At 69.8% G+C, this 23,121-nt stretch carries 26 protein-coding genes and 1 pseudogene; 14 read left to right on the top strand and 13 right to left on the bottom strand.

Translation table 11 applies throughout. The features are described from left to right. Nucleotides 1-16: 16 nt before the first annotated feature. The 6 genes from J7F03_RS04115 to J7F03_RS04090 form a co-directional block, all read right to left on the bottom strand. On the bottom strand, nt 17-1,135 hold the full coding sequence (locus tag J7F03_RS04115) for an SMP-30/gluconolactonase/LRE family protein (protein ID WP_308379046.1): 1,119 nt from the start codon (nt 1,133-1,135) through the stop codon (nt 17-19). A 166-nt stretch (nt 1,136-1,301) separates the two neighbouring features. After that, a complete protein-coding gene (locus J7F03_RS04110; protein ID WP_214947250.1) occupies nt 1,302-2,597 on the bottom strand; it encodes a M18 family aminopeptidase in 1,296 nt (431 codons plus the stop codon). A gap of 98 nt (nt 2,598-2,695) precedes the next feature. Then, a complete protein-coding gene (locus tag J7F03_RS04105; RefSeq protein WP_214947249.1) occupies nt 2,696-3,439 on the bottom strand; it encodes a hypothetical protein in 744 nt (247 codons plus the stop codon). A 170-nt stretch (nt 3,440-3,609) separates the two neighbouring features. After that, nucleotides 3,610-5,436 carry an acyl-CoA dehydrogenase gene (locus J7F03_RS04100; RefSeq protein WP_214947444.1) on the bottom strand — a complete coding sequence of 609 codons (1,827 nt, stop codon included), beginning with the start codon at nt 5,434-5,436 and terminating at the stop codon, nt 3,610-3,612. A 94-nt stretch (nt 5,437-5,530) separates the two neighbouring features. After that, nucleotides 5,531-5,920 (bottom strand): ATP-binding protein, encoded by a 390-nt coding sequence (locus tag J7F03_RS04095; protein WP_214947248.1) that lies wholly within the window; start codon nt 5,918-5,920, stop codon nt 5,531-5,533. Beyond that, a complete protein-coding gene (locus J7F03_RS04090) occupies nt 5,917-6,126 on the bottom strand; it encodes a hypothetical protein (protein WP_214947247.1) in 210 nt (69 codons plus the stop codon). Before J7F03_RS04090 ends, J7F03_RS04095 begins: the two co-directional genes overlap by 4 nt. Nucleotides 6,127-6,248: 122 nt before the next feature. Here J7F03_RS04090 and J7F03_RS04085 point away from each other — a divergent pair, with 122 nt between their 5' ends. From J7F03_RS04085 to J7F03_RS04055, 7 genes are all read left to right on the top strand, one after another. After that, the gene (locus J7F03_RS04085) at nt 6,249-7,100 is read left to right on the top strand and encodes a helix-turn-helix transcriptional regulator (protein WP_214947246.1); all 852 of its coding nucleotides are present in this window, start codon (nt 6,249-6,251) and stop codon (nt 7,098-7,100) included. Then, the gene (locus J7F03_RS04080; protein ID WP_214947245.1) at nt 7,081-7,284 is read left to right on the top strand and encodes a DUF397 domain-containing protein; all 204 of its coding nucleotides are present in this window, start codon (nt 7,081-7,083) and stop codon (nt 7,282-7,284) included. The genes J7F03_RS04085 and J7F03_RS04080 overlap by 20 nt, the downstream gene beginning before the upstream one ends. 48 nt (nt 7,285-7,332) lie before the next feature. Then, a complete protein-coding gene (locus J7F03_RS04075) occupies nt 7,333-7,791 on the top strand; it encodes an SseB family protein (protein WP_214947244.1) in 459 nt (152 codons plus the stop codon). Between the two features lie 88 nt (nt 7,792-7,879). Next, entirely contained in the window at nt 7,880-8,839 is a 960-nt protein-coding gene (locus tag J7F03_RS04070; RefSeq protein WP_214947243.1) for a helix-turn-helix domain-containing protein, read from the top strand. A gap of 96 nt (nt 8,840-8,935) precedes the next feature. Continuing rightward, the gene (locus J7F03_RS04065) at nt 8,936-9,298 is read left to right on the top strand and encodes a hypothetical protein (protein ID WP_214947242.1); all 363 of its coding nucleotides are present in this window, start codon (nt 8,936-8,938) and stop codon (nt 9,296-9,298) included. A 137-nt stretch (nt 9,299-9,435) separates the two neighbouring features. Continuing rightward, nucleotides 9,436-9,606 (top strand): hypothetical protein, encoded by a 171-nt coding sequence (locus tag J7F03_RS04060; RefSeq protein ID WP_214947241.1) that lies wholly within the window; start codon nt 9,436-9,438, stop codon nt 9,604-9,606. A gap of 120 nt (nt 9,607-9,726) precedes the next feature. Then, nucleotides 9,727-10,716 (top strand): pirin family protein, encoded by a 990-nt coding sequence (locus J7F03_RS04055; protein WP_214947240.1) that lies wholly within the window; start codon nt 9,727-9,729, stop codon nt 10,714-10,716. Between the two features lie 409 nt (nt 10,717-11,125). Here the strand turns inward: J7F03_RS04055 and J7F03_RS04050 are convergent, their stop codons facing one another. From J7F03_RS04050 to J7F03_RS04040, 3 genes are all read right to left on the bottom strand, one after another. After that, entirely contained in the window at nt 11,126-12,952 is a 1,827-nt protein-coding gene (locus J7F03_RS04050; protein WP_214947239.1) for a hypothetical protein, read from the bottom strand. A 287-nt stretch (nt 12,953-13,239) separates the two neighbouring features. Next, nucleotides 13,240-14,061, bottom strand: a complete 822-nt coding sequence (locus J7F03_RS04045) for a class I SAM-dependent methyltransferase (RefSeq protein WP_214947238.1) — start codon at nt 14,059-14,061, stop codon at nt 13,240-13,242. Continuing rightward, nucleotides 14,058-15,368: a helix-turn-helix transcriptional regulator gene (locus J7F03_RS04040; protein WP_251071400.1), complete on the bottom strand. Its 1,311-nt coding sequence runs from the start codon at nt 15,366-15,368 to the stop codon at nt 14,058-14,060. Before J7F03_RS04040 ends, J7F03_RS04045 begins: the two co-directional genes overlap by 4 nt. A gap of 158 nt (nt 15,369-15,526) precedes the next feature. Between J7F03_RS04040 and J7F03_RS04035 the strand changes: the two genes are divergently transcribed. The 7 genes from J7F03_RS04035 to J7F03_RS04010 all read left to right on the top strand — a co-directional run bounded on the left by J7F03_RS04035 (nt 15,527) and on the right by J7F03_RS04010 (nt 19,873). After that, nucleotides 15,527-15,733, top strand: coding sequence for a hypothetical protein (locus J7F03_RS04035; protein ID WP_214947236.1), 207 nt, complete (start codon nt 15,527-15,529; stop codon nt 15,731-15,733). After that, nucleotides 15,730-16,089, top strand: a complete 360-nt coding sequence (locus tag J7F03_RS04030) for a DUF6415 family natural product biosynthesis protein (protein WP_214947235.1) — start codon at nt 15,730-15,732, stop codon at nt 16,087-16,089. The genes J7F03_RS04035 and J7F03_RS04030 overlap by 4 nt, the downstream gene beginning before the upstream one ends. Before the next feature lie 156 nt (nt 16,090-16,245). Continuing rightward, nucleotides 16,246-16,380: a hypothetical protein gene (locus J7F03_RS41895; RefSeq protein WP_285440388.1), complete on the top strand. Its 135-nt coding sequence runs from the start codon at nt 16,246-16,248 to the stop codon at nt 16,378-16,380. A gap of 75 nt (nt 16,381-16,455) precedes the next feature. After that, nucleotides 16,456-17,955, top strand: coding sequence for an MBL fold metallo-hydrolase (locus J7F03_RS04025; protein WP_214947234.1), 1,500 nt, complete (start codon nt 16,456-16,458; stop codon nt 17,953-17,955). Beyond that, nucleotides 17,952-18,821 (top strand): hypothetical protein, encoded by an 870-nt coding sequence (locus J7F03_RS04020; RefSeq protein ID WP_214947233.1) that lies wholly within the window; start codon nt 17,952-17,954, stop codon nt 18,819-18,821. Before J7F03_RS04025 ends, J7F03_RS04020 begins: the two co-directional genes overlap by 4 nt. Before the next feature lie 47 nt (nt 18,822-18,868). Then, nucleotides 18,869-19,222, top strand: coding sequence for a VOC family protein (locus J7F03_RS04015; RefSeq protein WP_308379041.1), 354 nt, complete (start codon nt 18,869-18,871; stop codon nt 19,220-19,222). Between the two features lie 15 nt (nt 19,223-19,237). Further along, the gene (locus J7F03_RS04010; RefSeq protein WP_214947232.1) at nt 19,238-19,873 is read left to right on the top strand and encodes a GNAT family N-acetyltransferase; all 636 of its coding nucleotides are present in this window, start codon (nt 19,238-19,240) and stop codon (nt 19,871-19,873) included. Between the two features lie 34 nt (nt 19,874-19,907). Here the strand turns inward: J7F03_RS04010 and J7F03_RS04005 are convergent, their stop codons facing one another. The 4 genes and pseudogenes from J7F03_RS04005 to J7F03_RS03995 all read right to left on the bottom strand — a co-directional run bounded on the left by J7F03_RS04005 (nt 19,908) and on the right by J7F03_RS03995 (nt 23,117). Beyond that, nucleotides 19,908-21,188, bottom strand: coding sequence for an NAD(P)/FAD-dependent oxidoreductase (locus J7F03_RS04005; RefSeq protein WP_308379100.1), 1,281 nt, complete (start codon nt 21,186-21,188; stop codon nt 19,908-19,910). A gap of 71 nt (nt 21,189-21,259) precedes the next feature. After that, nucleotides 21,260-21,370, bottom strand: a pseudogene (locus J7F03_RS42260) (NAD(P)-binding protein); the annotation flags it as partial. Nucleotides 21,371-21,522: 152 nt separating this feature from the next. Continuing rightward, a complete protein-coding gene (locus tag J7F03_RS04000) occupies nt 21,523-22,518 on the bottom strand; it encodes a sporulation-delaying protein SdpB family protein (RefSeq protein ID WP_214947231.1) in 996 nt (331 codons plus the stop codon). Continuing rightward, nucleotides 22,518-23,117, bottom strand: coding sequence for an SdpA family antimicrobial peptide system protein (locus J7F03_RS03995; RefSeq protein ID WP_214947230.1), 600 nt, complete (start codon nt 23,115-23,117; stop codon nt 22,518-22,520). Before J7F03_RS03995 ends, J7F03_RS04000 begins: the two co-directional genes overlap by 1 nt. Between the last annotated feature and the right edge of the window lie 4 nt (nt 23,118-23,121).

The following is a 23,121-nucleotide window of genomic DNA, read 5'->3' as shown; positions in this document are numbered from 1 at the left end:
CGGCCGGAGCGCGGGCCTAACCCTCCTGCCCCTCCTGCCCCTCGTGGTCCTCCTGCCCCTCGTGGTCCCCGTGGTCCCCGTGGTCCCCGTGGTCCCCGTGTCCGTCCTTCTCCCCGTCCTTCTCCTCGTCCTTCCCGATGCGGGCGAGGAGGAGGTTCGGGTCGCGCATCGTGACGAAGGCGGCGCTGGGTACGTAGACCTTGTGGTGGCGGATCGCCACCGACGTGGGGTTGGACAGCCCGTCCTGCGCGGTCAGCAGGACGGTGTGGGTGCCGTCGGGCCGCACCTGGGCGAGCTCGCTGGTGGCGTTCAGGGCGGCGAGGGCCGTGTCGCCGGGTCCGGGGAAGGCGAAATCGTCGATCCCCGCCAGCCCGGTTGCCCGGACCGCGATCGCCCCCGCCGACCCGTCCGCCCCGATCGGGATGCGCAGGAGCGTGCCCCGGTCGAAGTTGGACACCCACACCGCGTGGTGGTGCACCTTGATGCCGTTGGCGCCGATGAACGAGGTCGGTTCGAGCGCGGCGCCGGTGGCCCACCGCGTCACCTCGCCGTCGTCGAGGGAGACGCGCCACACCGTGGCGAGGACCGAGTCGGCGGCGTAGAGCACGCCGTGGTGCTCGTCGAGCGCGAGGCCGTTGGCGAAGCTGCCCGCGGGCAGGTCGGCGAACTTGGAGACCTCGCCGTCCGGGTCGATCCGGTAGATGCCGGTCTCGGTCGTGCCGGTGAGGTAGGGGACGTAGATCGTCCCGTCGTGGGTGCGCACGATCCCGGTGACGACCGCGACGCCGACGACGGGTGTGGCCGGGTTCTCGACGGCGGGCAGGGTCGCGAGGATCCGGGTGTCGCCGTGCTTGGTGACCCGGGCGACCTGGCGGGCGAGGGCGAAGGTCAGGTCGGCGGAGCCGTCGGGTTCCAGGGCGATGGCCTCGGGTGTCTGCCCGGCGGCGAAGTCGAAGTGGGCGACGACGCGCGGATCCGTGAGCGAGAACGAGGACCGCGACGGCGGGGGCGGTTCGGCCGCGGCCGTGGCGGTGGCCGTGGTGGCGGCGGCGGACGTGAGCAGGGCGAGGGTGACGGCGACGGCACCGCTGCCGGCGATGCGCGGCAGACGGAGTGTGCGGAGCGTGCGGATCACGGGGCTCTCCTTCTCGGCCGGGCGGGGAATACCCGGCGTGACGAGAAGGCAGAAGAACATGACGCGCCGTCACGATGGGTGCGCCATGCGGTAGCGGGGTCGTGCGTCACCCGCCCGCCGGGGGACGTCCCCCGGCGGGCGCCGGTACCGACGGGTCGGAAGAGCGTCAGCTCTCCAGGAACGCGACCATCGTGTTGGCCAGGAGGTACGGGTCGTCCGCGCCGCACAGTTCGCGGGCGCTGTGCATCGACAGGATGGCCACGCCGATGTCGACGGTCTGGATTCCGTGGCGGGCGGCGGTGATCGGGCCGATCGTCGTGCCGCACGGCATGGAGTTGTTGGAGACGAAGGTCTGCCACGGCACGCCGGCCCGCTCGCAGGCGTTCACGAACACCGCGCGTCCGCTGCCGTCGGTCGCGTACCGCTGGTTGACGTTGACCTTGAGGATCGGGCCGCCGTTGGCGCGCGGGTGGTGCGAGGGGTCGTGCCGCTCCGCGTAGTTGGGGTGCACGGCGTGGCCGGTGTCCGAGGAGAGGCAGATGGCGCCGGCGAAGGCCCGGGCGCGGTCCTCGTAGGTGCCGCCGCGCGAGAAGACTGAACGTTCCAGCACGTTGCCCAGCAGCGGCCCGTCCGCGCCGGTGTCCGACTGCGAGCCGTTCTCCTCGTGGTCGAAGGCGGCCAGTACGGGGATGTGGTCGAGCTTGTCGGCGGCCGAGGCCGCCGCCAGCGCGACGACGCCCGCGTGCACGGACAGCAGGTTGTCCATGCGCGGGCCGGCCAGCAGCTCGCGGTCGCGGCCCAGGTAGGCCGGCGGCTCGATCGAGTGGACCATCAGGTCCCAGCCGGCGACGGAGCCGCGCTCGAGCCCCTCCTCGTCCTCCAGGAAGGCGATCAGGTCGCCCTCGTGGACCTCGCCCAGACCCCAGATCGGCTGCATGTGGCGCTGCTTGTCGAGCTTGAGCCCGTCGGTGTTCACCGACCGGTCCAGGTGGACGGCGAGTTGGGGTACGCGCATCAGCGCGCGGTCGATGTTGACGAGCCGCTCGGTGCCGTCGTGCAGGGTCAACCGCCCGGCCAGGCCGAGGTCGCGGTCGAGCCAGGTGTTGAGCAGGGTGCCGCCGTAGATCTCCACGGCGATCTGCCGCCAGCCCTGCGAGCCGGTGTCGGGCAGCGGCTTGACCCGGAGGTTGGGGGAGTCGGTGTGCGCGCCGACGATCCGGAACGGGGTGTGCGCGGCGGCGCCTTCGGGCACGTACCAGGCGATGATCGCGCCGCCCCGGAGTACGAACTTGCCCCCCGTGCTCGCGTCCCAGGCGTCCGTTTCGGCCAACTGCCTGAATCCGGCCTTCTCCAGCCGCTCGGCCGCGTTGGCCACGGCGTGGTACTGCGACGGACTGGCCGTCAGGAAGGTCATCAGGTCGTCGGTGTGGCCGCGGTCGAAGCGGGCGGCGGGAGAGCTCATGTGGTTCACCTTAACGACGGTCGTGTTCGTCATGGCCGGACTGCGGCGGATAGCCAGAGGAAGGGACCGCGAGGGCTGTGGCCCGGTCCCCGAGCTCCTCAGCCCGGCGGGCGCTCGAAGCGTCGCTGCAGCTGTCTGCGCTCGCCCCGGCGGATGCGCGGGAGCATCTCCGGGGTCTGCGCGGAGCGCTGTGCGCGTCTTTTGCGTCCGGCGCAGAAGATACAGGCCTCACCCGGTGGCGCGTCGGGATCGATGGGGGCTCCGGGGTGCTCGGAGCAGCCGGAGGCGTTGCGCGGCCGCGACAGCTCGCGGGCCACGATGAACGCGCGGTGCAGGTCGTCGGCCATCCGCACGAACTCCTCGGGGGGCGAGGACAGGCTCAGGTGGAAGCGCCGGTCCTCGACCGTGCGCAGCCGCTCGCGCAGCGCCTGGAGGGTGTACGGGGGGTCGGGCACGGGGTATCCCAGCCGGCGCTGCTCCCCGGCGGCGGGCGGGGCGGCGGCGGCCGCCCGGGCGCCCTGGGCGCGCAGGCCCAGGCGCCGCCGGTCGTTGCAGATCAGGCAGCGGCCCCAGCCCTCGGGTGCTTCGGGGTCGAGGGCGCCGTTGGGGTGCTCCGGACAGCCGGTGTAGCTCTTGGCGGGCGCGAGCCCCGAGGCGGTCTGGAAGGCGGTGTACAGGGCGTCGGCGACGGACTCGTACTCGGTGGGGTGGGCTCCGTCGTAGAGCTCCTTGAGGTGGTCGCCGAGGCTGCCCACGGCGGACTGCAGCTCCTTGAGGGCGTACGGCCGCCCGGTCGGGACGGAGTACCCCCTGCTGCCGCGCTGCTGCTCCTGTGGACTCATACCCACGAGCGTCCCACGAAGCACCGACAACCCGGGAACCCCGCAGACCACAGCCGGTCCGGGGGCACGGCCGGCCCGGCAGCGCGCACGCCGACGGCCGGGCCCCCGTGCGGGAGGACCCGGCCGTCTGCGCGTACGTACACCGCGTACAGCTGTGGGATGGAGAGGACCTAGAAGGCGGCCTCGTCGAGCTCCATCAGGGTGTTGTCGACGCTCTCGGCGAGCGCGCGGGCGACCGAGACGCCCGGGAGGACCTGGGAGGCGAAGAACTTCGCCGCCGCGATCTTGCCGGTGTAGAACGGCGCGTCCTTGGCGGAGGCGGCCGGCAGCTTCTCGGCGGCCACGGCCGCGCCCTTGAGGAGCAGGTAGCCGACGACCACGTCACCGGAGGCCATCAGCAGGCGGGTGGTGTTCTGGCCGACCTTGTAGATGTTCTTGACGTCCTCGCCGGTGGCGGTGAGGTCGACGATCATCTGGCCGACGATGGCCTCCAGGTCGACGGCGGCCTTGGCGAGCGCGTCGCGGGCCGGGGCGAGGTCCTCGCCGCCGACGGCCTCGGCCAGGAACTTCTTGATCGTCTCGGAGAGGACGTTCAGCGAGGCGCCCTGGTCGCGGACGATCTTCCGGAAGAAGAAGTCCTGGCCCTGGATGGCCGTGGTGCCCTCGTAGAGGGTGTCGATCTTGGCGTCGCGGATGTACTGCTCGATCGGGTACTCCTGCAGGTAGCCGGAGCCGCCGAAGGTCTGCAGGGACTGGGCGAGCTGCTCGTAGGACTTCTCCGAGCCGTAGCCCTTCACGATCGGCAGGAGCAGGTCGTTGAGGCCGACGAGGGAGGAGGCGTCCTCGCCCGAGGCCTGCTTGACCTGGATCTCGTCCTGGACGGAGGCGGTGTACAGGACCAGGGCGCGCATGCCCTCGGCGTACGCCTTCTGCGTCATGAGCGAGCGGCGCACGTCGGGGTGGTGCGTGATGGTGACCTTGGGGGCCGTCTTGTCCATGAAGTTCGCGAGGTCCGGGCCCTGCACGCGCTCCTTGGCGTACTCCAGCGCGTTGAGGTAGCCGGTGGAGAGCGTCGCGATCGCCTTCGTGCCGACCATCATGCGGGCGAACTCGATGATCATGAACATCTGGCGGATGCCGTCGTGCTTGTCGCCGATCAGCCAGCCCTTGGCGGGGTGCTGGTCGCCGAAGGTCATCTCGCACGTGTTGGAGGCCTTGAGGCCCATCTTGTGCTCGACGTTCGTCGCGTAGACGCCGTTGCGCTCGCCCAGCTCGCCGGTCTCCCAGTCGAAGTGGAACTTCGGCACGAGGAAGAGGGACAGGCCCTTGGTGCCCGGGCCGTGGCCCTCGGGGCGCGCGAGAACGTAGTGGAGGATGTTCTCCTCCATGTCGTGCTCACCGGACGTGATGAAGCGCTTCACGCCCTCGATGTGCCAGGAGCCGTCGGCCTGCTGGACCGCCTTGGTGCGGCCGGCGCCCACGTCCGAGCCGGCGTCCGGCTCGGTGAGGACCATGGTCGAGCCCCAGCGCTTCTCGACGGCGATCTCGGCGATCTTCTTCTGCGCCTCGTTGCCCTCTTCGAAGAGGACGCCGGCGAACGCCGGGCCGGAGGAGTACATCCACACGGCCGGGTTCGCGCCGAGGATCGTCTCGGCGAACGCCCAGATGAGGGAGCGGGGCGAGGTGGTGCCGCCGATCTCCTCGGGCAGGCCGAGCCGCCAGTACTCGGAGTCCATGAAGGCCTTGTAGCTCTTCTTGAAGGACGCCGGGACGGGCGCGGTGTTGGTGGCCGGGTCGAAGACCGGCGGGTTGCGGTCGGCGTCCTCGAAGGATTCGGCCAGCTCGTTCTCGGAGAGCTTGGCGATCTCGCTGAGGATGGTCTTGGCGGTCTCGGTGTCCATCTCACCGAACGGGCCGGTGCCGTACAGCTTGTCGCGGCCGAGCACCTCGAAGAGGTTGAACTCGATGTCGCGGAGATTCGACTTGTAGTGCCCCATGGCGACGGCTCCGTTAAGGCTCGGTGAGAGTGGTTCGACGTGCATACCAATCGGTAACGTAATGATGCTACCCGTCGGTAATAAGGCGCAACCCCTAGCGCCGGGAGTGTGACGACTCTCTCGGAAGCTCGCACCAGACGGTCTTTCCGGCCCCTTCTTGGTACACGCCCCAGCGCAGCGCGACGGCGGCCAGCAGGGCCAGGCCCCGCCCCGACTCCTCGGCGTCCGTCGCCTGCCGGAGTACGGGCCATGCGCGCGGGTCGGGGTCGGTGAGCTCGACCCGCGTACGGGCTGCCCTTCCGGTGATCCGCAGCGTGACGGGGGTGCCTTCCCCCAGGTGGGCGACCACGTTGGTCAGCAGCTCGCTTACGCACAGCTCCGCGTCGGGGGAGCTGCTGTCGCCCCCGAGGTGCTCGCGCACGGCGTGCCGGAGCAGGGGCACGGCCCCGGGGGCGGCGAGCAGCCGGATGGTGAGGGCGTTCACCGGTCCCCGGCCAGGGCGGCGGCCAGTCGCTGCGCGGTGGCGGGGTTGCAGTTGCCGAGGGCGATCAGGGGCGGGGTCGTGTACCGGCCCGAGTAGGAGAGGAGGTGGAGGTCGAGGGAGGGCAGCGTGATCCCGTGCGCCAGGAGTGCGGCGCGGAGGTTGTCCAGGGCCTCGGTGGCCTCGCGGTCGTGGGGGTGGTCGCTCATGGGGGGTGCCTTCCGCTCCTGCGGATGCGGACTGTGACGAACTGCTCACAGGCTGACGCGGGGCGGCGTAGCGTGGGAAGGGTTTTCAGTCCACAGTGCGAAGTGTGGAAGGCGGGGCAGCTGTGGCCGCACGTAAGGACATCGACGGTTCGGCGAGCGTGCCAGCCTTTTACGGCAAAGAGTTGCGCTGGAAGCGGGAGGCGGCGGGGCTCACGCTCGAGCAAGCCGTCGAGGGCAGTTTCTACGGGATCAGCTACCTGAGCGAGATCGAGCGGGGCCAGCGGCGCATGCCGGAGGACCTGGCGCGTCATGTCGACCAGCTCCTGAAGACGGATGGCTACTTCTCACGGAGTTGCGAGGACGTCCGCAGGGCCCGCCTGGGTGGGCATGCCGAGTACTTCGCGCCGGTCGCCGAAGCCGAGAAGCGGGCGCGGTCCATCGAGGACTGGGCCAACGCGCTCATCCCCGGACTGCTGCACACGGGGCCTTACACCCGCGCGATCGCGAACACCACGCACCCGCTGGATCTGCCGGAGGTGGTGGACGCGAGGGTCCGGGATCGGCTGCTTCGGGGTCGGCTCTTTGAGGATCCCCAACGACCGGAGTACTGGGTGATCCTGCATGAGCCGTTGCTGCGTAGTCCGTTGCTTCCGCCTCGGGAGATGGCGGAACAGCTGGACCACGTGGCGGCGCTGGCCCGGCGTCGCCGGGTCGTTCCACAGATCCTCCCGTGGAACGCACCAGTGAGCCCGTTCATGGCGCATTCGATCAAGCTCATGGAGTTCGACGACGAGCCGCCGATCATGTACACCGAAGGCCCGTACTTCGGGCAAGTCATTGATGATCCGGCAATCGTGAAGCGATATCGCAAGGCATACGATCGGCTCAGGGCCGCCGCACTGCCGTCCGAGGCGTCCCTCGACCTGATCGAATCGACAGCCGAGGAACTCCGAAATGGCATACAGCGGGACTGACTTGAGCAACGCCGTCTGGAGGACGAGCACCTATACCAACGGCGAGGGGGGCGACTGCGTCGAGGTCGCGGACGGCGTGATCGGGCTGGTGCCGGTTCGGGACTCCAAGCGGCGCTCCGGGCCCGTTCTCGTGGTCTCGGCTGCGGCCTGGGCCCCCTTCGTCGCCGGGCTGAAGTCCCACTGACCGGAACTCGTCGTCCCGGCGGCCAGCCGTCTCGGTAGGCTTCGCCTCATGTACGGCTATGACCAGAACGTGAGCGCGGGGCAGCAGCAGTACGGGCAGCCCCAGCAGGGCTATGCGCAGCCGCAGCAGCCGCTGTACCCCGAGCCCTCGCCGCCGTCCCTCGCGGACGCGGTGCGCGCCTTCACGACCGGGTCGCTGTCCGCCGAGGACTTCCAGCAGATCTTCGCCGGCTCGAAGGTGTACTGCCCGCGCGGTGAGACCCCGGGTTTCCTGGCGCTGCACAACACGCAGCAGCCGGTCATCCCCATGTTCACCACGCTCAAGGAGCTCCGCCGGTACGCCGGCAAGGAGTCCAAGTACTTCGTGATCACCGGTGCCGAGGTGATCGACCTGCTGCCCACCGGCTACGGCTTCGTCCTCGACATGGAGGGCGACCACCGGATGGTCTTCGACGCGAAGGCCGTCGAGCAGATGGTCGATTTCGCGATGCGCCGCATGTACGGCTGAACGACAGCGCTGCGCGGGCGGCTGACCCACGGCCGTCGCGGGCCGGGCCGGGCGGGCCGGCACGGGGGACTCTGCCGGGGGGCGGACCATGCTCAGAGTGCACTTCGAGGCCGAGGACCTCTTCAACGTCACCTTCGCGAGCGAGCCGCTGCCGCTGGTGGAGCTGGCCCTGGCGCTCGTCGCCGCGCAGCGCACGGACGAGCAGGCGGTTTTCGGCCGCTGGCGCAACACGGCCGCCCGTGAGCTGCCGGACCGGGTGCGGCCCCTGTTCGACCTGCTGCGTCCGGACGGCGACAACCCGCACTTCGTCGAACCGTACGCGCGCAGCCTCGAGGAGGGGCTCGTCGTCATACGGGACCGCGCGCCGCTGCTCACCCCCGAGGGCCTGCTGCGCGCCGCCGCCCGTGCGCCCGGCTCCGCGTCCTGGCTGCGCGCGCTGTGGGGCAGCGACCGCGAGGCCTGGGACCAGCTGGACTCCGCGATCCGGTCGGCGTACGAGGTGCTCATCGCCCCGCAGTGGCCGCGGATCCGGCAGTCCTTCCAGGCGGACGTTGCCTGGCGGACCCGGCTGCTGGCCGCCCACGGGATCAAGGCCTGCCTGGCGAGCACCCACCAGGCGGCCGACTGGTCGGGCCTCGTCTTCGAGGTTGACCGGCAGCCGGACTACGAGGTCCGGCTCGGCGGGCGCGGGCTGGTGCTGATGCCGTCGCCGTTCTGGACGGGCCGCCCGCTGCTGGACGACCACCCGGACGGGACGTACGTACTCCTCTACCCGGCGCTGACCCCGCTGCCGCTGGTGTCCTCGGAGCGGGCGGAGGGCGCGCTGGACGCGCTGCTCGGGCGGACCCGGGCGGCGGTGCTCCAGCTCCTGGTCCAGCAGCGCACCACGTCCGAGCTGGCCCGGGACCTCGACATCAGCCTCCCCTCGGTCTCGGAGCACACCCGCACCCTGCGCGCGGCCGGGCTCATCACCACGGAGCGCGACGGCAGGGCGGTCCTGCACTCGGCCACCGGCCTGGGCGTGGACCTGCTGCGCAGCGGCGGCTGACCTTTCGGCCACCACCGAAACCATCGCGGCGGCGGCCGCGACTCCCGAAGATCGGTGTTGCGGGGCAACCCCGCTCCTACTGACAGGGGGACTGTGATGTCACGTACGTCGTTCCGCACGAAGCTCGCGGCAGTGGCGGCCACGGGGGTGATGGCGCTGGGTACGGGGGTCCTGGCGGCGACCCCCGCCGAGGCCGCGACCTACTGCCCGAGCGGGTACGCCTGCATCTACTGGGGCACCACCGCGGACAGCGGGATCCGCGACATGTGGAGGAACGCGGGCGCCTACAAGATCTACGGCTACGAGGGCAACCACCTGGTCAAGAACAACCAGACCGACGGCTGGAAGATCTGGCTGTGCCGGTACTCCAACGGCACCAACTGTGACTACGCGGTCTGGCCGGGCCCTGCGCTGGTGCTCAACATGACCCCGTTCAACTCGGTCTCGATCGAGCCGTAGGGGTTTTCGGGCCTGGCCGAAGGGATCGCGGCGGCGGCCGCGAGTCCCGAACAGCGGTGGTGCGGGGGCCGGACGGGGGGTCCCCCGCAACCCACCGCACTCGATCTCGATCTCGATGTCGACATGAGGAGACAGCAATGACTCGTACTCGTAGGACTTCCACCACGCGTACGCAGCTTCGCGCGAAGGCGGCCGCCGTGCTGGCCACGGTGGCGCTGGCCGTGGGCGTGGGCGCCCTCGCCGCGGCCCCGGCCGAGGCCGCTACGGCCAGCCTGTGCCGCTACGCGAACCCGTCCTGCAGCGGCTGAGTCCCAGGCGTAGCGCGGAGCCACCGGCCCCGGGGAATTCCCCCGGGGCCTCCTCTGTTCTGTCGGGTGGCAGAAAGTTCGGGTTTCAACTAAACTCGACGCCAGAAGGAGGTTCCGACCATGCCTGCAGTGACTGTGGAGAACCCGTTGGCGCTCCCCCGCGTCGCCGAGCCCGCCCAGGAGACGACCGCCCGCAAGGTGCTGGCCGTCACGACCGCCCCGGGTGGTTTCGAGGGCGAGGGATTCCCGGTACGTCGCGCGTTCGCCGGGATCGACTACCAGTACCTCGACCCGTTCATCATGATGGACCAGATGGGCGAGGTGGACTATGGAGCCGGGGAACCGAAGGGGACCCCGTGGCACCCGCACCGCGGCTTCGAGACCGTCACGTACATCATCGACGGCACCTTCATCCACCGTGACTCGCACGGCGGCGGTGGCGTCATCACCAACGGCGACACCCAGTGGATGACGGCGGGCTCCGGCCTCCTGCACATCGAGACCCCGCCGGAGGAACTGGTCATGTCCGGTGGCCTCTTCCACGGGCTCCAGCTGTGGGTGAACCTGCCCGCCAAGGACAAGATGATCGCGCCGAAGTACCAGGACATCCGTGGTGGCACGGTGAAGCTGCTCGCCTCGCAGGACGGCGGCGCCCTGATCCGCCTGATCGCGGGCGACGTCGCGGGCCACGACGGCCCCGGCGCCACCCACACCCCGATCACGATGATCCACGCGACGGTGAACCCGGGCGCCGAGGTCACGCTGCCCTGGCGGCCCGACTTCAACGCCCTCGCGTACGGCCTCGCGGGCAGTGGCGCGGCCGGCGCCGAGCGCCGCCCGTTCCGTATGGGTCAGTCGGTCGTCTTCGGCGACGGCGACTCGCTCACGATCCGTGCCGACGAGTCGCAGGACTCGCGCAGCGAGAACTTCGAGGTGGTCCTGCTCGGCGGCCTGCCCATCCGCGAGCCGATGGCGCACTACGGCCCGTTCGTCATGAATAGCAAGCACGAACTCCAGCAGGCGTTCGACGACTTCCAGGCGGGCCGCCTGGGAACGATCCCGGCCGCCGAGCACACCGGCCTCGGCCACCGGGGCGCCGGGTCGGCGTAATGAGGTTGCGCAGGTCAGCGGGCCTGGGAGCAGCGCATTCGAGGGGTCAACCCTCGCCCGCGAGCAGTAGGCCATGTCGGACTCGAACCGACAACCATCGGACTAAAAGTCCCGGCAAGATCATGCCGGGCCGTGCCGTTCGGTCGGGCGATGTCCGGAAACGCCTGGTCAGACCGGTTCGGCGTACCGCTCAATCCGTCCCGGACTCAGCCTTGCCATCACGTCCGCTCACGCATCGCTGGCTTCTTGGTCAGGGACAACCAAGCACTTGCCCCGCCGAGTTCCACGCCCAACTCGCCGCAGGCGCGTCCCTCGCCGTCAACGCGCGTCCGGACGGGAGCCAATGCGACCGGAACCGCGACCAACTCGCACGGTCTCCGGGCGATCGAGTCCGGAATACTATGCGGTCCTACTTGGCGGTCGGCGGAGTGGGCCATGGGGTGCCGTTGATGGAGGCGTCCAGGATGTCCCCGAGCCGGAGCCAGGCCGTGGGCCCTGAATAGGAGGCTGGGCTTGAGGCGAATCGGGCCCAGGCCTCGTTGCTGTCGCCGAGGGAGTGCATCACGACTGCGGTGACGGCCTTGTGCGCGGCCCCGTAGCGTGAGCCTCCTCCGATGGTGAGCGCCGTCCATGCCGGAAGCGCCCGGATCAGCTCTGGGCTGCTGTCCGGCAAGGCGAGCACTTCCCGCGTCCATGCCTCCCGGTAGTTGGGCGAGCCGCCGAGACGGCGGCGGAGGTCGGTGGTGATGTCCAGCAGAGCGCTCTGGGGAGTGGCGTGGCGGGCCAGCACCTCTCTGAATGTGGGCTTTGACCGGTAGGAGCGTGAAGCGAAGGCGAGGAGCGCCTTCTCGACAAGGTCGCTGTTTCCAGCGTGGCGCTCCAGGTAGTCCTCCAGTACTTCTTCGGACGCGCCCGCGAGATCCCGTACGGTAACGCTCTTCGGATCACCAAGTGCTGCTTTGCGGGCCGCTGCCGCAGGATCGCCGATGATCCGCTCGATTGCGGTCCGGAGCTCGGACAGCTTTCGCTCGTTGTCGAGGGCTGCGTAGTCATGTGTCCGTAGCCGGGCGTGTGGATCCGGGCGGGACGCCTTGAGTACCGCGCGCACCCGCTCCTCCACATCGCCCGAGACGCTGGGCAGGTGGACCAGGGTGGAGTGCACCCAGCGCAGGTCGCGCGGGCTGGGGAACACCGTGTCCTTATGAGGTTCCCACAGCATTAGTGCTTCCACGCCGGCCCTCGCGAATCGCTCGCCCAGGGTGCGCAGGAGATCGTCCGGAGAGCGCCAGGTGTGAGGCTCGCCGTACCGATGCTTCGCGTCCGTGGGGTTGAGGATGTACCGCCAGCCGTCCTCCGCTGAACTTTCCATCCACGAGGTGGCAGCGTGTTCGCCGTACTCTCGGATGCCCACCACGTCGGAGAGGTACTCCTCGACATGGCGCCTGCGCTTGGGTGTCAGAGGTTCGATCTCATCAGAGAAGTGGGAACGCACCTCCTGTTCGGAGGCGCCGTCCCTGAACATCCGGCACAGCCGTGTGATCAGCAGGCTGTCCCCGAAGCGTGCGAGGTCATCGTTGGCGATCTCCTCCAGGAGGCTCGGCTCGACTTGCCACGGGAGGGTGCTGAGGAGATGCCGACGAATGGTGCCGTCGGCGCGGGATTCCGCAGCCCACTCGACGAGCTGCCGGTGGCGGTGGGTATGGGTGGAGACCACCTGTTCCCACATTGCGCGCCAGGCATCCAGGGCGGCTGTATGCGCGTCGTACCAGGCGTCGAAGTCTTCTCCATCCCCTCGCTTCGCGGGACGGGGGAACGTCGGCAGGAGATCGAGGGCTGCCGCGAAGACCACGTCATGCAGCGCCGATTGCCGCAAGATCAGTTGGGCGTCACCTGGTTCCGCCAGCTGCTCCGGTGTCATGGGCCGGCTGTGGGCCCCTCTGTCCCGCAGCTCGGAAGCCACACCGTGGGCGACCGGCTCCCCATATTCGGCTTGGCCCAGCGCTGCAAGTTGGGAGACGGAACAACGACGCAGAGCCTCTACTCGCCGTTCATGCATGCAGGAGGGGTGCGAAAGGGCAGCGGACACCAGGTCCACGGATGGACCGCCGTAGGGCTTGGCGCTCCGCTCCAGGTCTTTCTCGATCGCGGTCTGGATCAGCCACTCGGGTGCTGCATCGCGGAGCGCCCCTTGCAAGAGGGCCAACACAAGGTCATCGTGCGCGGCGTCCTGGGGCATGGTGCGGACGCGCTCCAGGGCGGCGCGCGCCGGAGGAGAGTCGGGTCCAGCCTCCGAAACGACGGCGCGAAGGAACTCGACAGGAAGTCCTGAACGCGGGTCCATCCCACTCATTGCATCCCCACAGGTCTCGATCGGTACCACGTCCATCGTGCCGGATGGCACTGACAACGCGGGCAGGATGCCTCTCCAACCCCGAGAGCCAGCCGCGGTGTCCGGGTGTCCTGGGCGCTGGCGGGTCTGAGCGTGTCCTCGTGACTTGACTGCAACTTCCAGAAGGTCGCGGCCTAAACGTGCGCTGCTTGGCAGACCAGGATTCCGCCAAGGCAGGTGACCCGGAACGCGCCCTCCGCTCGGATGGTTTCATCCACCAGTTCTCGGGACCGGTCGATCGTCTCCTTGAACGGGACGCCCATTTGGTCGGCCCACGCCTCGTAGGAGGCCAGGTGAGCGACCACTGGTCCGGGGTCGGTCACTTCGATCACTCCCGGTAGGGGGATCGTCTGCACATCCGCGAAGATGTTGCCGAGGACGGCGGGGGCGTCTTCCAGGGTGAAGCGGGCGGAGAGCTGTACTCGTGCCGGGCCCTGCGGGATGCCGAGGACGTCGCCGGCGGCTCGTCGCCAGAGGTCCTCCAGTTCACGTTTGTCGGTCCTGCTGTTGGTGGAGGCGATGGCGATGCCGCCCCTGGCCAGGACGCGGCCCAGTTCCTGGGCGGCTCGGGCCTGGTCCTCAACGTGGTAGAGCATGTGCATGGCCAGGACCGCGCCCAGCGCTCCGTCCGCGACCGGGAGCCGCTGGACGTCCGCGGCCACGGCTCCTGCGATGCCCGCCAGGATGCCGGGGGAGATGTCCATGGGGAGCACGGTCAGGTCCGGCCGTTCGGCGCGTACCCGCTGCACGAATTTCCCGTTTCCGCAACCCACGTCCGCTACTGCCCCGCGTATGCCGGCCAGCTCGTTGACGACGATGCCGGGGAGGTCGTGTCGCGGGGTCTGCCACTGGTAGAGGGACTGGCGGGCTGCGAGGTGCTGGCCGTTGCCGTACGCCTGTGTGGAGAGCAGGCGCCGGTCGGTCACGGAAGGGTCGTTCGTGGGCTGGGTGGTCATCGCGGCTCCGTGGGTGTGCTGGCGAGAGCGGGCCGGGCGGTCACCTCGTGCATGTGCTCCCGGAGATCGACCACCGGCCGCGAGTCACGGTACGGCCCGGTGCCGATGAGCGTGTCCAGTTTGCGAAGCCTGATGGTGATGCTCGCGGTGTACTGATCCGTGCCGAGGACCGCGTCGAGTTCCGTACCGGCGCCTTCGACCTCGCCGCTTGCCAGGTATGCGGTGGCCAGGTCGAGATGCGCGGCGTGCAGGTCTCCGGAAGACCGGTCGCCTTCCGGCCCGGACTGGTACAGCTCCACCGCGCGGTTGGACGCCGCAATCGCCCGCTGGATCTTCTCATCGCCGCCGACGGCCAGCAGCGTGGTGCCCGTGTAGGCCCATTGCTTCGCCTCGGGGAAGGAGAAGACACCAGGCAGCTCGTCTGGTTCCGCGCTGCTGCGGGCCTCATGGGCCAGTGCGAGGGAGCGCAACGCGCTGCGCTCGTCCCCGCCGGCTGCGAGGGCCCGCGCCTCCAGACTCAGCAGTCGCGCTGTGATCGTTCCTGAGCCCGGCCCTCGGCCGTCCGCACATCCGGCCCGCGCCAGGTCTGCGGCCCGCCGGTAGTCGCCCGTCCAGTAGGCAGACAGCGACTGGAACGAGCGGGCCCAGGCTCGAAGCCTCGGGTGCTCCGCGATCTCCGCGCACTGCACCACGGTCCGCGCATGGGTGGAGGCGGAGGGCTGGTGGCCGAGGTCGAGAGACACGTGTGCCGCGAGGCCGGACAGCCATCCCGCGAGCACGTACAGGTGCCGCGTCTGACCGGGGTGCTGGCGGCCCTCGAGTAACTGGAACACGTCCGTGCGCAGGGTGCGGATCTCCGGGACCAGCAGGGACAGTGGGCGGCTGACGAAATCCCTGGCGAGCCGCTCCACGTCGGCGTCGAACTGCTCCAGCACCAAGCCGTTGACGTTGGTCGCGGCAGCGAGCCGGGCGAGCCGGGCCGACAGCTCCGTGTCGGCGTGGAGGCTGGTTGTCTCATCGGCGGGTGCCGAAGACGCATCCTGTGTGGGAGGAACCGCTGCCGGATCACCCTTCGGGTGCAGGCCCAGTTCCGCCTCGCTGCCGACCTGGAACACCACGCACAGCGCCGCCCGGTAGTCGCTGGAGGGCCAGGTGATCGCTCCGCGTTCCAGCCGGGAGATCCAGTTCGCATCGAGCTCGGGGTCGCGGCCCGTGGCTGCCTGGACCTGGGCGCAGACCCGCGCCGCCGCCTGTGCCTGCGTCCACCGTTCCTTGCGCCTGAGCCGGCGCAGGGTCTCGTTCGCCATCATCCCGCCGTCCGCTGGTCGAGTTGGGCGCCCGGAAGCCTAGCGGGATTCTGCCTTGTCCGTGCCTACAACGTGCCTAGTGGAATGCCCTGTTCGGGGATCTGGCAGCGGAGTTGACTGAACTCCTGCCCCCGCTCAGACAGCCCCGGGAGAGCCCCGTGATCACCCACGCAACTCCGGTCCGGCGCGACATCACGTACAACCACGACGACCAGCAGGCCACCCTGCCGATCGCGCTGCACCGCCTTGACGGCACCACCGAGACCACGACCCTCGTCCTCGACCCAGCCCAGCTGGAGGTCCTGCACGCGCAGTTGGACCGGGCGATCGGAATGCGGGAGGCGACTGCGGGGCACCCGACATGACGTCGCCCGCCCCCCAAGCGCCGGAAGTCGCAGACAGCGTCCGTGCCCTGTGCGCCCGAGTCCTCACGCCCGACACGTACCGGATACCCGGCAGCGAGGTACGGGAGACCACGAACCTGCTCTACGGCCACGTACGACTGCTGCTCCGCGAGCCGGGCGATGGCACCCAAGCCCGTACGGATGCCGAGCTGCTCCTGTCGCACGGGCCCGGCGAGGGGCGGCTCGGGGCCTGGATCCACATGCGGGCCCTCGCCCGTGTCTGCCGCGTCCTGTTGATCGAACGCCAGGTGAGGCGGAAGCGCGCCAGCGAAGCCGGTCATGCGCAGCACGACACGAACGTGGTGGCAACACAGTGAGGCAGCGGATCGCCGTGATCGTCTACGTGATCCTCTGCTGCGCCGTCATCGGCAGTCTCCTGCTCGCCACCGACCACTGACCACCCGCCGCTTGCGGCGGCGGGGAACGGCGGCTGCATCCGCACCGCCGAGAAACCGAAGTGATGGAGGCACGTCATGAACCGACCGAAGCCCCAGACGAAGCCGAGTGCGGCCGTTACCCCGGAGGCGGTCCGCCGGCTCCAGCAGCGCGTGACGGCGTTCGCCGCCACCGGCACCACCAACAACGCCCCGACCACCTACCACCGGTAGGTCCTGCCGGTCCGCAACAGGCGTGGAGGGGGACGTCCGCTGTCCCCCTCCGCGCCACCCGCAAAGGAGTTCGTCATGGCAGCCGCCCCCGTCGGCCTGGAACTGACCTTCCTGGGCCACCAGACCTGGCACATCACCGACGGTCTCACCTCCGTACTCCTCGACCCGATCCTCGCGCCGGCGTTCGGCGCCGGGAGCCTGGAGTTCGAGATCTGGCCGCCCCGCACCGTGGACACCCAGGGCATGCCCGCTCCGAACGCCGTGATCCTCAGCCACGAGCACCTGGACCACTTCCATCTCCCGTCCCTCGACCTCCTCGCCCGCACCGTGCCCGTCTACACCGGCATCGCCACCCCGGCCGCCGTCACCGACGCCATCGAGGCGCTGGGGTTCACCGTCCACCGCGCGGACCACACCCAACCGCTGAACGTCGGCGACATCGAGATCACCCTCTACCCGGCCGGCGCTCGCACCCTCTTCTGGGAGAAGCGCGTCGCCCAGCCCCTGGTCCGTCTGGCCGGCACTACCGGCAACGACGTCTTCATCGGCGTCGACGCGGACGTCTCCGACCTCTACATCGAGCAGCTGGCCCAGGGCGTCCTCGCCCCGCCCCGGCTCGCGGTGGTCTCCAACAACGCCCAGACCGTTCCGTACGGCGCCCTCGGCGCGGACAACAACCTGCTGCCCGGCATGGACGGACCCCGCAACCGCACCACGGGCATCCAGATCCTCAACGGCCTGCTCATCGACTACCTCAAGCCGCTCGACGGCGTACGGGACGTTGCCCTGTGCGGCAACGGCTTCACCGCCCCGCGCAGCCCCCACGGCCCCTTCCTCTACGCCGACCACAAGGCCCTGGCCGCCACCGCCAACGAGCTCCAGCACATCTTCCGCGTCCACGGACCCCGCCCCGGCGACCGCCTGACCGTCCCGGCCGGCGCCGGCCCGGTCACCACCTCCCGCGTCCCCTGGGTCACCCCGGACCCCGTGGCGGAGAAGTCCGCGCTTTCCGCGCTGACCGACTTCCTCGACGCCCCACGGCAGGTCGATCCCAGCCCGATCACACCGCCCCTGAAGAAGGAGGAGTGGGAGCAGGCCGCGGCCTTGTTCGTGGACGAGCTGCCCCGGCTCGCCCGCGAGCTGATCGCCACCCGCACCGGCGCCCTGGCCACCAGCATCCACGACTACCTCGCAGGCCCCCTCGGCGCCCACCGGGCCGTCCTCCGCCTCCTCGACCCGCCCGGCAGGCCCGGAGCCGTCGACTCCTACGCCTGGAACATCACCGGCCCCACCTGGGACAAGGCCGCCACGACCAGCCGGGAGGAGGCCATGGCCGCCTACCCCTTCGGCATCGAGATCTACTTCCAGGACCTGGCCGCCATCTTCCTCGGCCGCGCCCAGATCTGGGACGTCGTCGGCGGCTCGTACCAGGGATGGCACATCGGCGAGAACCTCGACTCCCCTGTCTATGCCCTCTTCGCGATCTACGGCGAGCACCAGCGGCCCGACCTCGCCGCACGCTGCTACGCCCACAGCCTGGCCACGCTCGGCGTCCACCAGGAGACCCCGGCATGACCACCGCCCCCGTCGGGCCGCTGGACGGCGCCGCCCGCACGCGGCCCGACGGGTGGCTGGCCGACCCGCTCACCACCGACCCCGCCACCGCCGAACGTCAGGCGTACGTGATCCTCGCCCGCCACCACGCGGGCGAGCCGGGACCGGTGCGCTGCCTGACCGCCCGCCACCGCACAGCCGTCTTCGCCCTCGGTACGCCTCCCCGCCGGATCCTGAAGCGGCACGCGGACGAGGCCGGCTACCTCGGCGAAGTCCTCGCCTACGAACTCCTGGCCGACGAGCACGTCCTGCCGGTACTTCACCGCGCCTGCGACACCTCCCGCACCCTGCTGGTCGACCACCTCGACGAGGCCGTCACGCTCACGGGCACCGACGCCTTGGACGAGCTGGTCCGGACGGTCGCCCTCATCCACACCGCCTCCGCCCGCTGGCACCCCGCGGTCGCCGAAACCATGGCCGGCTGGCACACCAGAACCGCCCTCGATGCGCCACCTCCGGACTGGATCTGCCGCCCCGACGACTGGCGCCGGCTCCTCCAGCTCGTCACCGACGCCCACGGCCCCGGCCACGTACCGCTCGGACACCTCGACCTTAAGCCGGAACACGTCCGCCGCCGTGCCGACGGGCGCCTCGCCCTCATCGACGCAGAAACTCTCCGCCCGGACATCACCGGGCTGCCCGATCTGATCACCCTTGCCCACATGGCGCACCAGCAAGGACACCCGTCCCCGCGCTGGGTACGTCACGCCTACCTGCACCACGTACGCGAACTCGGCGCCCAGTGGAACGACGGCGACCTCATACGCGCACTGGTGGCGTTCGCCGCTGCCACCGGCCTCCGTTCCCTGCACGGTGTCCACGAGTGACCACCCCGGCGGTACCGTGCCATTTCCCGACGCAAGGAGAATCCCAAGTGCGCGGTATCCGCACCGTCATGGTCTTCGTCGACGACCCCGAAGCCGCTGCTCGCTGGTGGGGCGAGATCTTCGAAGCCGAGGTCAAGCTCGACGTCAACGGCACCTCCGTCTACGCCTGGCTCGACCTCGACGGACTCGAGTTCGGTTTCCACCCCGCCTCACCCAAGGCCAACGTCCATGGGCGAAGCACCGTCCCGTACTGGTCCGTCGAGGACCTCGACACCGATCGCAAGCGGCTCCTGGAAGCGGGATGCACCCACCACCGCGGCCCCCTCGATGTGGAGCCCGGCCGGCGCATCTGCCAGCTCATCGACCCGTTCGGCACCGTCTTCGGACTCGACGGGCCCTGACCCCTCGGAGCCCCAATGCGCCACTGGCCCCTCACCGCCCTCCAACTCACCACCGCCGAGCTCGTCCTGCGCCTCCCCTCGGACGGGGAGCTCGACAGCCTCGCCCAGGTGGCCGCCGACGGAGTCGTCCCCGACGGCGCCGTGTACTTCCCGCAGCCTTGGGCCTCCGCTCCGCCGGCCGAGCGGGCCAGGAGCGTCCTGCAGAACCACTGGTGGGCGCGAGGCGACTGGACCAGCGAGAACTGGCGTCTCCTCCTGGCCGTCTTCCGCGACGGCCAGGTCATTGGCCAGCAGAACCTCTCCGCCCGCGACTTCGCCACCACCGGCGAGGCCCGTACCGGCTTCTGGCTCGGCCGCCGCTTTCAGGGTCAGGGCTTCGGCACCCAGATGCGCGCCGCCGCCTTGGCCCTCGCCTTCGACGGCCTCGGTGCGGCTCGCGTCACCTCCACCGCCTTCGCCGACAACGCCGCCTCCCGGGCGGTATCCCGCAAGTTCGGCTACCGCCCCAACGGCGTCCATCGCATCGCCGTCGACGGCCACCCCCACGATGTCCACGAGGAGGTCATAGAGGCGGCCGACTGGCAGCGCTACACCAACGTGGTACCCGTTGAGATCACTGGCCTGCCCACCTGCATCGACTGTTTCTGCTGACTCTTGGAGAGGCAGCGGTCGGCTGCGGCCCCTGCTACGGGTTGTGAGGTTCGGGGTTGAGAAGAGGTGGTGCGTGGATGCCGAATTCGCGGCGTAGTGCTGCGCGGGCGGCGTAGTAGCCGGACATTCCGTGCACGCCGGGTCCTGGTGGTGTTGCGGCGGAGCACAGGTACACGCCGGGGATGGGGACGCGGTAGGGGTTGAGGCGTGGAGCGGGCCGCAGAAGGGATTGGCGAATGGTTATGGCGCCGGTGCCGATGTCTCCGCCCACGTAGTTCGGGTTGTAGGTCTCGTACTGGGCGGCTGGGATGCCTCGGCTTGCGATGACGGTGTCGCGGAATCCGGGGGCGTATTGCTCGATGCGTGCGGTGATCAGCTCGACCGGATCGGTGGTGTCGCCGTTGGGGACGTGGGCGTATGCCCAGATCGGGCGTTTGCCCGGGCGTGCCCTTCCTGGGTCGGCGACGACGGGGTCGACGACGAGGACGAACGGTTCGTTGGCGAGGGTGCCGGCCGCCGTGGCGGTCTCGGTGCGGAACATGTGGGCCTGAGTGCCGCCGAGATGGACGGTGGTGGCCTGGCCGACGGCGCTGTTGGTCCAGGGGATGGGTTCGGTGACGAGGAAGTCCGCCTTGGCCGCGCCGGGACCGTACTGGTAGCGGGTGATCGCGCGCTCATACGTGGTGGGCAGGTGGCCTGCCGTGATACGGGCCAGTGTTTTTGGGCTGACGTCCAGGAGGACGGCCGTCGCTCGGGGCAGCTCGGCCAGGTCCGAAATCAGATGGCCGGTGTGAAACGTTCCCCCACACGCGGTGATTTCTGCTGCCAGGGCATCAGCGATACGAGCGCTGCCGCCGCCGACAACTGGCCATCCGCCCCCGTGCGCCAAGTGGCCCAGCAGCATGGCGACCGCGGCGGAGGCGAGCGAAGGGAGCCGGCCGACGGCATGCGCGGCGACGCCGGTCAGCAATGCGCGTGCCTCTTCCGTCGTGAACCTCGCTGGGGACAGGCGCGTTCCGTGGCCGAGGACACCCCCGGCCAGCAACAGCGGTGCGATCGGGTCACGGAGGACACTGCGGTGACCGGACAGGAGGAGGCTGACGATGCCCTCGGAGTGGTCGAGGAGAGGCTGCATGAGGCTGCGCCAGCGCCGGCCGTCGATCCCCAGACCGGCGCACGTGGCGTCGAGGTCGCGGTAGGCGATGCCTGCGGCTCCGTGGGGCAAGGGGTGCGCGTAGCTGGCCGGGGCATGCAGCATGTGCACCCCCCGTTCCGTGAGGCCGAACTCCCGGAAGAAGGGGGAGGCCAGGGCCATCGGGTGGAGGCTGCGCAGATGTCGTGCGCGATGTCGCTGTCGAAGAGGGCCTCAGTGCGTAGCCCTCCTCCGATGGTGTCCCGCGCTTCGTACAGTGCGACGGAGAGCCCTGCGCGTGCCAAGGTGACGCCGGCGGCCAGCCCATTGGGGCCGGTGCCGACGATCACCGCGTCCGGAGACATGCCGTTCGCTCCTTGGTGCGTGTTCGAGTGTCGGTCCGGATCGGCACGCCTCAGGGGCAGACGGTACTGGTGTCGGCGCCAGTGCCGCCTGCACCGGCGGCGGGTGCGAGAGCCTGGTGACCCTGCCTGCCGCGTCCGTGGCCGGTGCTCGGCTACTTGGTGGCGGCTGTCGAGGTCAGGATGCTGCCTGCCCTTTTCGAGCCGGCGTGGACGGGCTCATCGGCGGGCTTCTCGGTGGCCGGGCGTTCGGGTTCGGCGGGCTGGGCCCGCTTGCGCCACAGGCGTGCGAGATGGGGGTCGTGTCCGTAGGGGGCGAGGAGGAGCAGCAGGCCGGCCCACATGGCGAAGGCGAAGCTCCACAGGCCCATGACGATCGCGATGCCGAGGTGGAAGAGGATGCCTGCGGGCAGGAGGGCCCACCGCACCTTCTGCGGCAGCAGGAGCGCGGCGGCGAGAGCGATCTCCAGTACGAGGGGGCCCCAAGTGAGCGCGGCGACGCCGAGGGGGTTGTCCACCACGGTGTTCAGGGCGGGGCGGAGCCAGTCGGGGGCTCCGAAGGCGTAGTTGTTGATCCAGTAGTACAGGGCGCTGCCGTCTGCCCATTCGGCGTGGGGCAGTTTGGCCACGCAGGACTGGAAGTAGACGACGGACATCTGGATCCGGGCCACGGTAATCGCGCTGACCCCGATCAGGGCCAGGGTTGGGCGGCGGGTGCTCTCCGTGGGCTCGGACGGCTGTGGCTGCCAGTGCCAGCGTCGTGGGTCGCCGATGGCCACCAGGACGAGGATCAGGGCGAGGATCCAGGTGATCTGGTCTCCGCCGTCGGGGATGGAGATGCCGGTGAACACGCTGAAGGCGACGTAGGCGTGGGGGATGGCGGTGAACCTGGGGCGCCAGCCGCTGGCTGAGATGACGAGGACGAGGCAGCACGCCCAGCGCATCGTCTCGAAATGGTCTGGGGACACCAGGCAGAAGGCTCCTGCTCCGGTGACGCCCCGGCACAGCGGGTACTGGCCGACGGTGGAGACTTCCCGGAAGAGGGTCGCGCTGTCGCTGAAGGCGAGCGTGCCCAGGGTGCCGAGCGCCAGAAGGGTGCGGGCCAGGCTGTAGCCGGCGGCCCAGGGGAGGGTGATGGTGCGCTTTCGCATCAGCAGGTCACCTCCAGCACCATGACGCGTTCGGTGGAGTGGGGCTCGGGCACGAGGTCGCGCCACGCGTAGGGCGTGGGGCGTTCCTGCAGCAGGCCGACGGTTCCGCACAGTGTGGGGTTGGGGGAGTCGTTCTTCAGCTGGCGGGTGGCGTCACCGGAGCTGGACAGGCAGGTCTGCCCGCTGTCGGTGCAGTCACGCCAGTCCGACTTCTGGGCGGCCGCGAGCAGCATGGCGATTTCGACGCCCTGGGCGCGTGATTCGCGGTTGAGCCCGAAGGCATTGTGTGGAGAGGCGTGCGGGGTGAGGGAGAGTGCCTGCCAGCCCTCTGGGGTCTTCTTGTAGGGGACGACCTCGGGGTCACGCGGGGACTTGGTGAAAAAGGCCCAGCCTTGTGGTGCGATATTCACCACCGTGTGCTTCACCTTATTTTGCGCTGGCAATGTGATGACGTTTTTCGGGACCTGCTCTTGCACTGCATAGAGCACGATCACCGACCAGATGGCGCATACGATGACGACCGATTTAAGGGATACGGAGACGGTGCCATTGCCGCTGCGAGTGAATGCGGCACAGGCCGTCCGGATTTTGCTGTTCATGATG

This window comes from Streptomyces sp. ISL-43 (genome assembly GCF_018614195.1).
Classification (GTDB): domain Bacteria; phylum Actinomycetota; class Actinomycetes; order Streptomycetales; family Streptomycetaceae; genus Streptomyces.
Note: the sequence above shows the minus strand (reverse complement) of the source record. Positions and strands in the feature narration are given on the sequence as shown.